Raw genomic sequence first — 15,151 nt, forward strand, 5'->3', positions numbered from 1 at the left:
AGCAATTGAATATATGTGTAAACGCGCCTTTGCTAGTAGCTCTTGAATAACTTTCTAGATTAATAGAATATGGGAGGGAATAATGAAGAATATTGGGCTTGTCGGTTTGGGGTTTATCGGTAAAAAGCATTTTGAGGCGTATCACCATATCGAACACTGCCAGGTGAAAGCTATCTTAACAAGAAGTAAAATAAAAGACCAAGAAATTGTTGAACATTTCGCTGGATCAATTGCTACAGATTACGATGACTTGTTACGGAATAAGGAAATTGACATAATTGATCTATGTTTACCAACATACTTGCATGAAGAATATATTCTTAAGGCTGCTAGAGCAGGTAAACATATTTTTTGTGAAAAACCATTAACCTTAACAACAGAATCTGCAAATCGCATTATCGACGAAGTGAATAAAAATGGTGTGAAGTTATTTGTAGGACACGTCCTTCGATTTTGGCCTGCGTATAAAATGTTTAAAACGTTAAGCGAAACGAATAAATTAAAAGATATTGAGATTATTCATGCAAAGAGATTAGGTCAGGTACCTACATGGAGTGAGTGGTTTTTACATCCAGAAAAAAGCGGAGGTTCCCTATTTGATCTTCATCTACACGATATTGACTTCGTTTCTTACTTACAAGGCGAGGTAGAGTCTGTGTATGCAGTAGGTAATAAGAATAAGTATGGCGCTTGGGACCATGTCATGACAATTCTTACCTTTAAAAATAAGAGTAAAGCATTTGTTGAGGCTTCTCAGAGAATGCCAATTGGATATCCTTTTACAATGTCCTTACGAGCACAGGCAGCTGAAGGGACCCTAGAGTTTAAACTGACTGCTGGCGAGAATATTGAAAATATTGACGAAAGTAAACAACAATTAATCTACTACCATCATAATGAAGTGTCCGTCCTACTGATTGATGAGGTAGATGCATTTCAAAATGAACTAGCATACTTTGTTAACTGTGTTGATAAGGAAGAAGTAAACAAAACTGTTCCACTTGAAGATGTCATCTATACGATAAAACTTCTCACGGCTATTGAAGAGTCATTGGTAACAAGAAAAGAAGTCTTCGTATAGCTGACAAAACCTCGTACTATACCAAAGACCCTACAGTTAAAATGGAAATAATTTTATTGTTATGGAAGCGCTTAATTTAATACTTATATAAGTTCACGTACCTCAGCTAGAATAAGAAGTTCAACGGTGATTGAGGATAGCCACAGTATGATCCAAATCATATGGCCTTCAAAACTTGAAGTACAAAGGCACAAGGCTTGAATGCAATTGAAAAAGGTTTCATTTCATTTTGTAATAGATTTCTAGTTTTACAAAAACGAGGGGGTTATGTAAATGAAAAAAGCGTTACGTCTATTGTCGTTGCTTGTATTGCTTTTAATTCCAGTCCTTAGTGCATGTGGTAACTCAGAACAAACGGGAGATTCTAGTAGTGGGGATTCTGAAAAAGACTCGGGTGATAAATATAAGGTAGGTATTTTAGCGCCAGCGGTCACACATGGATGGGTTGCAGCAGTTGCTTACCATGCGGAAGCACGCGCAAAAGAACTTAGTGATGAAATTGATTACCAGATTCAAACAAGTAGCAATGCTGCAGAAATGACCTCACAATTAGATGATTTAATAACGTGGGGCGCAGAAGCGATTGTTGCTTTCCCACAATGGGAGGGTATGGAAGTACCTATTCAACGAGCTTTAGATGAAGGAATCAAAGTTATAAACTTTGATATTGCAATTGATGTAGATGGTGTATATCGTGTAGCTGGAGACAACGAGGATATGGGTGTGCAAGGTGCAAATTACATCGTTGAAAAGATTGGTAAAGAAGGAAATGTCGTTGTGCTTGAAGTTCCGTCAGCAGGTTCAGTTTCAGAGCTAAGAAAGAAAGGCTTTGTTGATACACTTGAAGAAATTGCACCAAATATAGAACTACACACATATGCCACACAATTTACGAGAGAAGATGGATTGAAGGATTTTGCCGATATTTTAACAAGCCTTGATAAAATAGATGCTGTTTACTCAATGGATGATGAAACGTCTATTGGTGTACTACAGGCAATAAAAGAAGCAGGAAGAACAGATATTAAAGTTGTAACTGGCGGCGGTGGTATGCAGGAATATTTTAATATGATGCCAGAAAATGAAGATATCTGGATTCAATCAGCTCTATATAGCCCTGCAATGGTTAAAGATGCTGTAGATATTGCAATTAAGGTTCTTAAAGGTGAAGACGTAGAACTTGAAACGATTATTCCTACCACAATTGTAGATAAAGAGAATTATGAAGAATTTCTCGATGGGGGTTCACCTTACTAGAAATAGAGGCTCGGGATATAAAGTGGGCTATGGCAAAACTGCTATAGCCTATCATTTTCCTTACCGTAGTACCGAGATGGATTGATTTTTAAGGAAGTGATTACATGATAATCGAAATGAACCATATACGTAAATCCTTCGGAAACAATGATGTCCTCAAGGACGTATCTTTCACCTTAAAGGGCGGTGAAATCTGTGCGTTACTAGGGGAGAATGGTGCTGGAAAGTCCACTTTGATGAACATCTTAGGCGGGGTGCTACAAATGGATTCTGGTACCATTTATATGGACGGGAAGCAAGTGGAATTTGCTTCACCGGCGCAATCCCAGGAAGCTGGAATTGCCTTCATCCACCAGGAACTGAACTTGATAAATGATTTACCCATTTATGAAAATATGTTTCTTGGTCGAGAGCTGAAAACCAAGAACGGAAGTTTGGATCTAGCTAGAATGTATCAAAAAACAAAAGATATGTTTGAGAGAATGAACGTTGACCTAAATCCAAATAAATTGGTAGGTAGTCTTGATGCTTCCTATAAACAGATTATTGAAATATGCCGGGCGATGATGACAAATGCATCTTTCATTATTATGGACGAACCGACTACTTCCTTAACAGATCAGGAAATCGAGCGCGTATTTACGATGATGAGAACATTAAAGGAGCACCATGTCGGGATTGTTTTTATTTCTCATAAATTAAATGAAGTAATGGAGATTTGTAATCGTTATCTCGTGCTGCGAGATGGTATTTTGGTGTCAGAGGGAAATGTCGAAGAAGTGACAACAAATGATCTCGCACGTTATATGGTAGGTCATGATGTAAGAACAGAGCGGCTAGCAAGAATGAAGAATGTAGGAAATGAAGTTTTACGGGTTGAAGGTTTAACGTCAGGTCATATCTTTCGGGATATAAGCTTTTCTATCAAAGCAGGAGAAATTGTTGGGTTTACAGGTCTTCTAGGGGATGGTCGAAGTGAACTCTTTCAATCTATTTTTGGAGCAGATAAAATTTTATCGGGAAAAATTATTCTGAATGGGAAAGAAGTAAAAATAACGAGTACTGCGAAAGCAATTAAGGAAGGCATTGCCTATTTACCACGGAATCGCAAAGAAAATGCGATTATTAAGGACATGACTATTTTAGAGAATGCATCTATTGTCACGTGGCCTTTTTTTTCAAAACGAGGCACCATTAATATGAAAAAGCACCAAGAGATATTTGAAGAGCAAAAGAAGGCATTGCGGTTGAAAATGGGGGAGCATACAGACAGTATCACAAGTCTCTCCGGAGGAAACCAGCAGAAGGTTGTCCTTGCAAAATGGTTAGCAGCCAGTCCAAAACTTCTAATCTTGGACAATCCTACTCAAGGTGTTGATGTGGGTGCGAAGGAAGATATATATGATATTATCTTGAAACTCGCTAAAGAAAACATTGCAGTTGTTGTTTTATCCAGTGAAGCAAATGAAATCATCCGCATCTGTGACAGGGCGATTGTCATGTATCATGGAGTCATTCAGGGTGAGGTCTCTGGCGAGAATATGAATGAGCATTCCATCATGAGTCTTGCAACCGGTGGGGACTTAATTGAGGGAGAGGTAAGGATATGAAACCAAGTATAAATCATACACCCATAAAAAATAAGAAAAACTTCTTTGTATGGTTTTCCTACAAGTGGTCAAATGATCCACTGTTTAGTATTGCGATTGCGTTGCTCATTATGGTTATTTTACAAACATTAGTATTAGGATTTGATTATGATTCATTTGGAGAATGGTTTCATTCCTGGACGAATAACTGGATTAATATTTTGCGAAATAATGCAGGTACAGCTATTATCGCCTTGGGAATGACGTTTGTTATAATGACTGGTGGTATTGATTTAGCTGTTGGATCTACTTTAGTTGTAACAGGTGCATTTTCGATGATGCTCCTTGATACAGGTACAAATGGATTCCTAGGAATGATGGGAATTTCAGGTGTACCAGCATTTATCATCACAATTTTATTGGTTTTAGTAGCAGGATATTTAGTAGGATCACTGATTGGTGTCAGTATTACAAAGGGGAATGTGCCGCCATTCATTGCTACATTAGGAGCAATGATGATATTTAGAAGTGTTACACAGCATTTTATGCAGGGTTATAATCCAACCGTTCCAGTGGAATTTTTGCAGATTGCAAGCTTTAAAATTGGAAATTACATGATTATGCCAATTATTTATTGGGCAGTCATTGCCTATATTTTATATTATGTATCAAAAAGAACCACATTTGGAAGACATATTATTGCCGTCGGATCAAATGAAAGAGCTGCAAAGCTTTCAGGTATCAATGTAGAAAAAGTAAAACTGCGTGTGTATGCATTAATGGGTCTTCTTGTTTCAATTGCAGCAATTATACAAGTATCTCGGATTGGATCCATGGACTTTTCAAATGCAGGGAGAGGAATGGAGATGGATGCTATTGCGGCTGCGGTTGTCGGTGGAACGAATATGATGGGGGGGAGAGGTTTCATTCTGGGCACAGTCTACGGTATGCTAATCATTGCCGTTATGAATAACCTTCTTAATCTTTTCGGGGTACCACCGTTTTTACGAGAAGCCTTTAAAGGAGTTATTGTAATTGCTGCTGTATTATTGCAGAAGAAAGAAAGAACTTCATAGTATAGCTTTACACAAAAGGCATTTCTTTTAAAGGAGAAATGCTTTTTTTATTGAATTGATTTACATACAATCGTTTGTGAATGAGAGGTCTTAGTATGAGCACGAAAAATAAATGGGTTCGAATGATAAAGGTGCTATCCTTGGCGTTTGTCATCTTTAGTAAGATTTATTGGTATAAAATTCGTAAAAAACCCCAAGCAGAGTGGGATCGGTTATGGGAAGAAATGGGTTCACGATTTAGGAAAACATTATTTGAATTAGAGGGTTTGCTCATTAAAGTCGGGCAGATTCTAAGTACAAGGGCTGATTTACTTCCTACGCCTTTTATTAAACAAATTCAAGACCTTACAGATAAGGTTCCTCCATCAAAGTGGGAAGAGATTGAAAACATTCTAAAAGAGGAATGGGGAACAACGATTCATCATCATTTTCTGTCTGTTGAAACAGAGGCGGTTGCATCAGCATCGATTGGTGAGGTCTATCAAGGCGTTTTGAAAAGTGGTGAGAAAGTTGCTATAAAAGTGCAGCGGCCACATATACACTCCATCTTAAAAATAGATTTTCGAACGCTTGCTATTATCATTTGGTTTGCCGATCGTTTTGCCCCAGTGCCAAAAGGATTTATCAATTTTAACGTGTTATTTACAGAAATAAAACAAGTAATTGAACGTGAACTTGATTATACAAAGGAGCTACAAGCCCTGGAAGCTTTTAAAAAAAGGTTTAAGGATCTAGACAGTGTCAGCATACCTGTATCATACCCAGAATATTGTACTTCGAAGGTGTTGGTTATGGAATGGGTTGATGGAATGAAAATATCGGAAGCGGAGGTTTTGCAAAAAGAAGATCGTATCAAATTAGCTCAGAATCTAATGAAGTTATTTCTACCACAATGGCTTGAACCTGGAATATTCCATGCGGATCCCCATCCTGGTAATGTACTTGTATCTAAGGAAGGGAACATCATCCTACTTGACTTCGGAATGGTGGGTGAAATCACGAAAAAGGATGCGACAAACTTTCAAGGATTAATACAGAGTTTTCTCACGAAAAATTACTCAAAAGCAGTAGAAAGTTTCGTACAGCTAGGATTTTTATTACCGGAAGCAGATCATCGAACAATGGAAAAATTATTGGAGGAATTGATGGCCCATCAGCCCTATCAATTAAAAGAAATGGATCTCATTGCCCTGAAACTCGAAATGAATGATATCGTTCAAGCACTACCAATTCAGGTTCCAACCCGGTTTGTCTTTTTAGGCCGTTCTTTTGTATCAATTGAAGGAATCATACTTAAATTGGTAAGGGAGGATGAGATAATCGATATCGCAAAACCTGTGTTCATGGAGTGGGTGAACAAAGAAGGAAATCACAAATGGTCCTTTGTTTGGCAGTGGATTCAAGCACAACCCGTTTTTAAAATATTTCATTCTGTCACGGAGTTTTTACATCTGCCTCAAAAGCTAGAGGACATGAAGGAGGTCGAACAAAGAAGGAATTTTCAATTTACTCTATATGAAAATCACAAAAAGCATTTATTCCAGCTATCAATACTAGGTCTAGTGGGGGTTGCAGCAGGAACAATTTCTTCCCACCCTAATATTGTAATCATCTCAACAGGGTTGACCTTAATTTCGGGAGTTGGGTATTTAATTTGTAATTATAAGCAAAAGAAGTGGATGAAGTTTATGGGAAAAAGGAGATGATACCTATAAAAAGCGGGGGATTATTCCCCGCTACAGACTGTTGACAAACGCTCGCATACTGTGTTGCTTGCCTCTCTCGTCCGCTCATGAAGGTTACTTCTATTCGCGTCTTCGATCGACTGCGCGCCTTGTCTGACAAGCGTTTTCAAGACAGTCTGGGAAAAGTAATTTCCTTATAGAAGTACTGTGAAAAATCGTGTAGACAAAGTCAGTACTGACTTCGTCTACACTCTGAAGCGGGGATTATTCCCCGCTATATTCTTCATTCTCAAATTTTTTATTCTGGTTATAGATATATCGGATCATCTTCATCGTTTTACTACCTTGTACCATAATCACAATCGTGTAGATTGTCGTTAATATGACTCCGAGTATGGCAATCCAAAACAAGGTTGTGATTTTTGTCCCTCTATTTAACACTACAATACCCCCAGTCCGATAATGTAGTATTAGCTTTTGTGTTTGGCTTGAGATTATCCGTTTTTTTTTGAAATTCACATTCACCCAGTATTTGGAGCCTAGAAGTGCTGTGGTGTGGTGTGGGTTGAAATTCTCCTACTGCTGTTTATTCAACGCTAGCTTTAGCCCAAATACAATCAAGACAATACCTGTAGCACGATCCATTACCTGTTGAACCTTTGGTGACAATAACCAGTCTCGTAAATAGGTTATAAAGACGACATAAATGATGAACCAGGAAATTGATAAAAAAGTATAGATGAGTCCCATTGATATTAACTGAATGGTTGTATTCTCACCAATTATCACAAACTGAGGCAAAAACGTTAAGAAAAACATCGCAACCTTAGGATTGAGAACATTTGAAAGGAGTCCTTGTTTAAATGCTGAGCCCCTTTTTAGAGACTGATCATCATTTTTTGGTTTTGATTTTCTTGTGATCAATGAAGAAACACCTAAGTAAATTAAATAAAATGCACCAACATACTTAACGATCTCGAAAGCTAAGGCAGATTGCATCAAAATGGCAGAAAGTCCAAATGCTGCAGCGAAAGTGTGAACCACAGATCCAGTGGTAATACCTATTGCCATCATAAAGCCATCTTTGCGACCGTCTGCGATAGTTCGTTTTGTAATAAGCGCGGTGTCGATTCCTGGACTCATAACAACGAAAAGAGATAGAACCAAAAACGTGAAGAGATCATTCATAGCATAACCCTCCATTAGTACCTAAATTACTCACTATCTTATCACATTTTTTCTGAAAAGTTTGTAAAAATAAGTTGAAACGTTTTTTCATAAGGGTATATTCTCTAGGACGTTTAATATGTTCCGCTAGGTTCTATATCCTTATGGAGGGGTCTCAAATACAAAAACAATTCAGTTTGAAGTGAACTGTCCATGAGCCATACTAGCAAAGTCATTTTCACTCATTTATTTTTGAAAATTACGAAACTCCAAAACTTCATGAAGGAAATAGATACAACTAACTAGAATTAGTAGGGGAACGATTACTTGTGGTCAAACCCTTTTTCTTCAAGAAATGCATCAAGCGAATCATCTAACAAATTTTCTCGGTTCATATCTTCGTTGACATCTGTGTCTATTTCCATTTCCTTTCGCAATACACCATATGTATCGTTTGGATCAAAAACTTTTTCTTTTTTTCGTTTCATCCGATTCACTCCTACTCTTCTTTTTTATAGTTTTCACAATCATTTAAAATGCATGCAAAAGTGTGCTACTAAGTTGGAGGATATTTATGTATACATACGATTCATTTGAAACCTTAGGGGTATTTACGTTACTCAGACCGATCCTGATCATGATTACAATTGTGTTGCTTCTACTATTAATTCTAGTCATTATTCCGAAAACGAGAATACAAGTTCTAAACGGATTCAGTGTGGTAGCTATAGCCTTCATTTCTGTCTTTGTTTCTGCTCAAGTGTTATTTTACGAGGGTATACTTGCCGACGAACTGGGCCTTGGAGGGGACAGTGTCTCGTCCTATTTATTTCTAGTAAATGTGTTCTTAGGTGTTGCTAGCTGGTTTCTCTATTTTTATATAAAAAATAGACGTTGGCATCAAAAAAAAGAATAAAGGAATTGCAATCTATTTGCAATTCCCTTTACCTAGCTATCTTTTTATTGGTGTTTCTAGTGTTAGTATTTCATCCTCAAGGGATGCGTAATGTTGTTCCACCACGTGCTTGACATCGTGTACGGCAGCATTATAGAAGTGTGGAGCGAGCTTTTCTTTTACAAAATGTAATACACGCTCCGCTGCAAATTCACTAATCTCTTCATCTTTTTCTTCTATGAAAAAGCGCTGTATGTCGGAAATCATCAGTTGTTGCTGTTCCTTTGTTAATTTAATATGCATGACAAACCACTCCCATAAATATGTATGTGTAAATCCCTCAGAAGAAGGTGGATGAATGATGAAATTAAAACTGAAACTCACACTTATTTTAATACCACTCATGCTCCTGTTACTATACAGTTTAACATATATTCCTCAAACATTATTTGAGATGGACCCAACCGAGGTTTCCCGTATTGAAATTTTTGATGGTAATTCTGGATATGAGATTACACTTACATCAGAAGAAGAAATTAGTCATATCATTAATAACCTAAATGAGGTTACGTTTAAAAAAGGAAAACTCTCAGCGGGTTATTTGGGGTATCGATTTAATACAACTATTTACGACGTAGAGGGGTACCCCATTGAGGAGCTCATTATTAACTCTGAAGACACCATTCGCTATAAAGGTTTCTTCCATTATTCCACAGAAGGGACGCTTGCTTATCAATTCATAGACGAGCTTGTAGAAAAAAATGTGAGTAAAGAAGGAAATGAATAGTAAGAATAAGCAATATCGCGCTGAAAATTGTTAGAAGTAAATAGAAAAAGGATGAGCAGTATATAACTAGCTCATCCCTTTTTTATTAGTATACTCGGTCTCCGTTAAAGATAGAGTTTTTTACGACCACATAGTCGACGTGGCGGATTGAATCTAACTTAGTTCCACCAGCATATGAGATTGAAGACTGAAGATCTTGTTCCATTTCCCTTAACGTATCCTGTAATGAACCTTTGTGCTCCACATAGATTTTCTTACCTTCAACGTTCTTCTTCTCGCCTTTTTGGAATTCAGAAGCTGAACCAAAATATTCTTTTACTAACTTACCATCAATTTCTGTTGTTTCACCAGGTGATTCCTCATGGCCCGCAAAAAGGGAACCGACCATAACCATCGTCGCTCCAAAACGGATTGATTTTGCGATATCTCCATGTGTACGGATTCCTCCGTCTGCAATAATTGGCTTTGTAGCTGCCTTTGCACACCAACGTAATGCAGCTAACTGCCAACCACCTGTACCGAAACCTGTTTTGATCTTTGTTATACAAACCTTACCAGGTCCAATCCCTACTTTTGTAGCATCAGCTCCAGCATTTTCTAACTCTCTTACAGCCTCTGGAGTACCAACGTTACCAGCAATCACAAAGCTGTTTGGTAGATTTTTTTTGATATGTTTGATCATTTCAATTACTGAATTAGAATGACCATGTGCGATATCGATTGTAATGAATTCTGGTACAAGTTGTTCTTCTGCTAATTGTTCAACGAATGTATATTCCTCAGGCTTAACCCCAACGCTAATTGATGCAATTAGTCCACGTGATTGCATATCTTTTATAAAATCAACACGTTTTTCAGGTTCAAAACGGTGCATGATGTAGAAATAACCATTTTCCGCTAAATAATTTGCGATCTTTTCATCTATAATAGTTTGCATGTTTGCCGGTACTACTGGAAGCTTAAATGTATGTCCACCCAATGTAACGGTTGTATCACACTCGGAACGACTATTTACAATACATTTTGCAGGTATTAATTGAATATCCTCGTAATCAAATACATTATCCATTAAAAACACTCCTAAAACCGAATATTATTTTCTTTGTTATTTAATAATGTTCGTACATTAGATAATGTACAACATTTTAAAGACACTGTCAAAGATTTTATTAACCGAAAAATGTGTCTAATAAAAATTCTTGCCAAACATAGGAAACGGTGTTAAAGTAGTTTTTGGTTACAAATAGGAATAGTTACGATTTAAGTTACATACAATTATTTTAAAAAACATAATTTTTTTGTGGTTTAAATCGTAATAATTACGAATTGAGAAAGAGGGTAAACATTATGAAAAAAGCAATGACTGGAATATTAACGGTTTTATTTCTCTCAATCTTCATGTATGGTTGTCAATCAAAGGAAAGTAGTGGGGAAGTCATCAATCAAGATAAAACGAAACTAAAGGTATATACAACAATCTTCCCTATATACGATTTTACGAAGAAGATTGGCGGGGAGCATGTACTCGTAGAAAGCATATATCCACCGAATGTTGATGCACATACTTTTGAGCCGACAACCCGAATGATGATTCAAATTGCAGAAGCAGATGCCTTTATTTATAATGGTGCTGGAATTGAAGGTTTTGTGGATGCAGCAGTAGAGGTCTTGGAAAAGGAAAATGTGAAGCTAATAGAGGCCTCAAAGGGAATACCAATGAGAAGCAGCGAAAATACACAAGCCCATGAGGAAGAACATGCCCATGAGAATGAACATGTTCATGAGGAAGAACATGCCCACGAGGAAGAACAGGCTCATGAGGACGAACATGCCCAGGAGGAAGAACATGCCCATGAGAATGAACAAGACCATACTCATAGTCATGGTGACACAGACCCACATATTTGGTTAGACCCACTAAGAGCGATTACGATGGCTGAAAATATAAAAGACACACTAAGTGAATTAAAGCCTGAAGCAAAAGAAGAGTTCGAACAGAACTTTTTAGAAGTGAAAGAAGAGTTAGAAATACTGGATGAGGAAATGAAAGGCGTCATTTCTAATGCCTCTACAAACAAAATCCTCGTATCACATGCGGCATATGGTTATTGGGAAGAGCGTTACAAGATTGAACAAATTTCTATAAATGGGTTGGCACCATCCCAAGAGCCAAGTCAAAAGCAATTAACTGAGATTATTGAATCAGTAAAGGAGCATTCTATCAAATATATTATTTTCGATAAAAATAGTACTAGTAAAATAGCAAATGTTCTGAAGGATGAAATTGGTGCAGAAATTCTATATTTGAGTAACTTAGAATCAATTTCAGAGGAAGAATTGGAAAGCAAGAAGGATTATTTTTCTTTGATGAGAGAAAACCTAGAAACTCTGCGGCAGGCATTACAAAAATAGAGTTTAGAATTTTAGGCCTGCAATTGCAGGCCTGTTGTTATTTAAAAAATATCATTCATTTTAGTATCTGAGTAGACAGAAATTAAAATAACGGCTTTTGTGTCTCCAATGTTCTTTACAAAATGGGGTACACTTGCGTTCCAACTAAAAGAGTCTCCTGCCTCCACAATGACTGAATCTTCACCTTGTTCAGCAAGGATCTTACCTTCTAATACCAAATGAATTTCTTCTCCTTCATGTGCGTTAGGTTCCCCCATTGAAGCACCTGGTGGACATTCAACAATCATCATACGAAGACCACCTTTTGAAGTAAGATGCTCTACTTTCAGATTGTTAAATGTAGATGAAGTTCGTTCACCCATACGCACGACTCGCATATGTTCTTTCTTCTCTAATAATAAATAGGAAAGTGGTACACCAAGAAAATCTGTTATCGTCTTTAATGTATTAATAGAAGGGGATGTATTATTATTTTCTACATTACTAATAAAACCCTTTGAGAGACCAGTGCCTTCACACATCTGGGCAATTGTGATTTTTTTCTTATTACGTATCGCGCGTATTTTTGTTCCAAGATCCATTTTCATACCTCACATGTTTTCATTTATGAAACATATTTCTATAGTAGCAAATAAAGTGTTGACAATCTACTTCGGTTGAAGTTATCTTATAGATAACAAATATTCATATTTAGAAACAAAAGCTGAAAAGGCTTCTTTTTTTGCCCTTATGTTTTTCTTTATGAATATTTTATTCCTATTTAAATACACTTGTAGGAATATTTTTTAATAAGTACTTAGAGAAGGAGATGATAAATATTAATTCGCCTATGGTATATGAGCTTCGTAAACCACCAAAAGTTTCTCCTACGAAAAAATATCCTGCATTGTTTTTAATGCATGGTAAGGGAGCAATGAGCAGGACTTGCTTTCATTAGTAAGTGGGTTGGAGGATAAATTTTATATATTTAGTTTGCGCGGTCCTTTGTCACAACCGCCAGGGTATGCATTTTTCACAATTGAAGGCTATGGAAAACCTCATAGAAAGGTATTTGACCAAAATATCAAACAACTGACCAGCTTTCTTGATTATGCTTCAGAAGAATATCCAATCGACCAGGAAAACATTTATTTACTAGGATTTAGTCAAGGTGCCATTATCTCAATGACTCTTGGGCTCACCTTGGGTAAAAGAATTAAAGGTATAGCGGCTTTAAGTGGATATATTCCTTATTTCGTAAAAGAGGAATACAATATTGAGTTAAATGACAAGCTTTCTTTATTTATATCTCATGGGGAATATGACAATGTACTCCCATTTGAATGGGGAGTAGAGAGCAAAGAGTTTTTCAAAAAGCTAGGTGCAAACGTGACTTTTCATTCTTATCCAGAAGGACATATAGTTTCTTTACAAAATTATCGTGATTTAGTCGAATGGATCACGAATTCTCAGGAAAATGGAGGAATATAGAAATGGATAACAAATTTGAATTAGGTACTTTAATCATTAGGGTAGTGTTAGGAATAACTTTCTTTATCCATGGGTTTGTGAAGTTTCAAGGTGGAATTGAGAATACTGTAGGCTGGTTCGAAAGCATTGGACTACCTGGTATACTTGCATATGTTGTCGCGATTATAGAACTCGTTGGAGGAATCATGCTAGTACTTGGCTTGTTTAGTAGAGCTATTTCAGTATTATTTGCTTTAGTAATGGTTGGTGCCATTGTTAAGGCGAAGTTATCATTAGGATTTCTAGGAAATGGACAGATGGCAGGTTACGAATTAGACGTAGCATTACTTGCAATGGCGGTGTTCCTTGTAATATCTGGTTCAAAGGCACTTGCCTTTGATCAACTTATTTTTAAAGGGAAAGAGAGTACTACTTCAAGTTCTGTGAATTAATTGTACAAAAAAGAGCATTACTTCTTAATGGAAGTAATGCTCTTTCAATTGCCTATTCTTTAGTAAATGTAACATTAATAATAACTACCTCTGACCGTGTTCCAAGTCTTAATGGTGGCCCCCATGTACCAAATCCAGACGAAACAATGGAATAGAAGTCTTCTGATTTCAGTAATCCCCAGTCATTTTCATAGAGCATATCGGTTATGAGATTTCCAGGAAATACCTGCCCCCTGTGGGTATGGCCGGATAATACGAGATCAACTCCATTTTCTTTTGCTTCACTTAGTTCATTGGGTTGGTGATCGAGCATAATCATCGGTTTCGACTGGTCTAGTGCTTGTATAAGCTCCTTAATCTGCACTCTCTCACTATCTGTATTATCATTTCTTCCTATAATATAGATTTCATTTTCAATCATGTTGACTTCATCCGTTAAAACCTCAAAGCCAAGCTTCTCCATTTCTAAGACAATTTGTTCATCATCGTCTCCGTAATAGTCATGGTTGCCTAATGTAGCGTAAACACCAAGCGGGGCGTAAACTTTCTTAAAAACATCACCCAGATTTTCATCTAAATAAGGTTCGATATAATCATCGATAAGGTCCCCTGGTAGCAGCACAATATCGGGCTGTGATTCTTCAACTAAATGAACAAACTTTTCAAGATGTCCTTTTCCAACAATTGGGCCAAGGTGAAAATCGGATGCCATCAATATTTTCAATTGGTTACGTTCAATATTTTTATTTATAGTAATTTCATAGTTTCGAACGACAGGACTCCATGCATAAAAAGTCCCGAAAATGAAAATCAACATATAAATCGAGACGACACTACATCCAATAATTCGGATTCCTTTCTTCTTTATTAGAAAGAAAAGGAGAGTTGCAATCGGGAGTAGGATAAGTCCATAGCCAATAAGTATAAGCCAATAATAGCCAATTGTTTGTAAAAAAGCGGAAGATGTCGCATACCCAACGAATATGGAAATGGAGAGTAAAACAATTACGAGACTATACGTCTTTTTATATTGAAACGAGAAGGAATTCTTTAGCCATTTCCACCCTGTGATTCCAAAGTAGGTGCACATTCCGACATAGAACAAAGCAAATAAAATAACCGTTACTACTAACATAGTCCAAAAAGCCCTTTCTAGTTAAGTTTGTTCCTATTATAATAGTATAATTGAAACCCTAGGATACGTCCTTTGTTTTGCTTGTCCTTTGTAAAGAAAAAAATGGTCATATTTAATGGTGTTTTAACGTACGATATAATTGTCGTAAAAAGCGTGTACAGGCATT

Annotated in this window: 17 protein-coding genes; 10 read left to right on the forward strand and 7 right to left on the reverse strand. The window is 36.8% G+C overall.

Features of this window, described 5'->3' with window-relative positions:
- Positions 1 to 82: 82 nt before the first annotated feature.
- The 5 genes from ACWNMY_RS18710 to ACWNMY_RS18730 all read left to right on the forward strand — a co-directional run bounded on the left by ACWNMY_RS18710 (position 83) and on the right by ACWNMY_RS18730 (position 6,709).
- On the forward strand, positions 83 to 1,081 hold the full coding sequence (locus tag ACWNMY_RS18710) for a Gfo/Idh/MocA family protein (protein WP_449539759.1): 999 nt from the start codon (positions 83 to 85) through the stop codon (positions 1,079 to 1,081).
- A gap of 273 nt (positions 1,082 to 1,354) precedes the next feature.
- Entirely contained in the window at positions 1,355 to 2,338 is a 984-nt protein-coding gene (locus ACWNMY_RS18715) for an ABC transporter substrate-binding protein (RefSeq protein ID WP_449539760.1), read from the forward strand.
- A gap of 104 nt (positions 2,339 to 2,442) precedes the next feature.
- A complete protein-coding gene (locus ACWNMY_RS18720) occupies positions 2,443 to 3,948 on the forward strand; it encodes a sugar ABC transporter ATP-binding protein (RefSeq protein WP_449539761.1) in 1,506 nt (501 codons plus the stop codon).
- Positions 3,945 to 5,003, forward strand: coding sequence for an ABC transporter permease (locus tag ACWNMY_RS18725; protein WP_449539762.1), 1,059 nt, complete (start codon positions 3,945 to 3,947; stop codon positions 5,001 to 5,003). Before ACWNMY_RS18720 ends, ACWNMY_RS18725 begins: the two co-directional genes overlap by 4 nt.
- Before the next feature lie 95 nt (positions 5,004 to 5,098).
- Complete coding sequence (locus ACWNMY_RS18730) at positions 5,099 to 6,709, forward strand: ABC1 kinase family protein (RefSeq protein WP_449539763.1); 1,611 nt, start codon at positions 5,099 to 5,101, stop codon at positions 6,707 to 6,709.
- Between the two features lie 243 nt (positions 6,710 to 6,952).
- On the opposite strand, the gene ACWNMY_RS18735 is transcribed toward ACWNMY_RS18730, so the two are convergent.
- The 3 genes from ACWNMY_RS18735 to ACWNMY_RS18745 form a co-directional block, all read right to left on the reverse strand.
- A complete protein-coding gene (locus tag ACWNMY_RS18735) occupies positions 6,953 to 7,129 on the reverse strand; it encodes a hypothetical protein (protein ID WP_449539764.1) in 177 nt (58 codons plus the stop codon).
- A gap of 135 nt (positions 7,130 to 7,264) precedes the next feature.
- On the reverse strand, positions 7,265 to 7,876 hold the full coding sequence (locus ACWNMY_RS18740) for a LysE family translocator (RefSeq protein WP_449539765.1): 612 nt from the start codon (positions 7,874 to 7,876) through the stop codon (positions 7,265 to 7,267).
- A gap of 302 nt (positions 7,877 to 8,178) precedes the next feature.
- On the reverse strand, positions 8,179 to 8,343 hold the full coding sequence (locus ACWNMY_RS18745) for a hypothetical protein (RefSeq protein WP_449539766.1): 165 nt from the start codon (positions 8,341 to 8,343) through the stop codon (positions 8,179 to 8,181).
- 86 nt (positions 8,344 to 8,429) lie between these two features.
- Here ACWNMY_RS18745 and ACWNMY_RS18750 point away from each other — a divergent pair, with 86 nt between their 5' ends.
- Positions 8,430 to 8,771 carry a hypothetical protein gene (locus ACWNMY_RS18750; RefSeq protein WP_449539767.1) on the forward strand — a complete coding sequence of 114 codons (342 nt, stop codon included), beginning with the start codon at positions 8,430 to 8,432 and terminating at the stop codon, positions 8,769 to 8,771.
- Positions 8,772 to 8,807: 36 nt separating this feature from the next.
- On the opposite strand, the gene ACWNMY_RS18755 is transcribed toward ACWNMY_RS18750, so the two are convergent.
- Positions 8,808 to 9,053 (reverse strand): DUF2164 domain-containing protein, encoded by a 246-nt coding sequence (locus ACWNMY_RS18755; RefSeq protein WP_449539768.1) that lies wholly within the window; start codon positions 9,051 to 9,053, stop codon positions 8,808 to 8,810.
- Between the two features lie 58 nt (positions 9,054 to 9,111).
- Between ACWNMY_RS18755 and ACWNMY_RS18760 the strand changes: the two genes are divergently transcribed.
- On the forward strand, positions 9,112 to 9,537 hold the full coding sequence (locus ACWNMY_RS18760; RefSeq protein WP_449539769.1) for a hypothetical protein: 426 nt from the start codon (positions 9,112 to 9,114) through the stop codon (positions 9,535 to 9,537).
- A gap of 85 nt (positions 9,538 to 9,622) precedes the next feature.
- On the opposite strand, the gene guaC is transcribed toward ACWNMY_RS18760, so the two are convergent.
- Positions 9,623 to 10,606 (reverse strand): GMP reductase, encoded by a 984-nt coding sequence (gene guaC, locus ACWNMY_RS18765; RefSeq protein ID WP_449539770.1) that lies wholly within the window; start codon positions 10,604 to 10,606, stop codon positions 9,623 to 9,625.
- Between the two features lie 278 nt (positions 10,607 to 10,884).
- Between guaC and ACWNMY_RS18770 the strand changes: the two genes are divergently transcribed.
- The gene (locus ACWNMY_RS18770) at positions 10,885 to 11,949 is read left to right on the forward strand and encodes a metal ABC transporter solute-binding protein, Zn/Mn family (protein ID WP_449539771.1); all 1,065 of its coding nucleotides are present in this window, start codon (positions 10,885 to 10,887) and stop codon (positions 11,947 to 11,949) included.
- 41 nt (positions 11,950 to 11,990) lie between these two features.
- Here the strand turns inward: ACWNMY_RS18770 and ACWNMY_RS18775 are convergent, their stop codons facing one another.
- Positions 11,991 to 12,530, reverse strand: coding sequence for a helix-turn-helix domain-containing protein (locus ACWNMY_RS18775; RefSeq protein ID WP_449539772.1), 540 nt, complete (start codon positions 12,528 to 12,530; stop codon positions 11,991 to 11,993).
- Positions 12,531 to 12,873: 343 nt separating this feature from the next.
- On the opposite strand from ACWNMY_RS18775, the gene ACWNMY_RS18780 reads away from it, so the two are divergent.
- Positions 12,874 to 13,419: an alpha/beta hydrolase gene (locus tag ACWNMY_RS18780; protein ID WP_449539773.1), complete on the forward strand. Its 546-nt coding sequence runs from the start codon at positions 12,874 to 12,876 to the stop codon at positions 13,417 to 13,419.
- 2 nt (positions 13,420 to 13,421) lie between these two features.
- Positions 13,422 to 13,850, forward strand: coding sequence for a DoxX family protein (locus ACWNMY_RS18785; RefSeq protein WP_449539774.1), 429 nt, complete (start codon positions 13,422 to 13,424; stop codon positions 13,848 to 13,850).
- Positions 13,851 to 13,902: 52 nt separating this feature from the next.
- Here the strand turns inward: ACWNMY_RS18785 and ACWNMY_RS18790 are convergent, their stop codons facing one another.
- The gene (locus tag ACWNMY_RS18790; RefSeq protein ID WP_449539775.1) at positions 13,903 to 14,985 is read right to left on the reverse strand and encodes a metallophosphoesterase; all 1,083 of its coding nucleotides are present in this window, start codon (positions 14,983 to 14,985) and stop codon (positions 13,903 to 13,905) included.
- Positions 14,986 to 15,151 lie beyond the last annotated feature (166 nt).

Source organism: Ferdinandcohnia sp. Marseille-Q9671 (assembly GCF_976954385.1).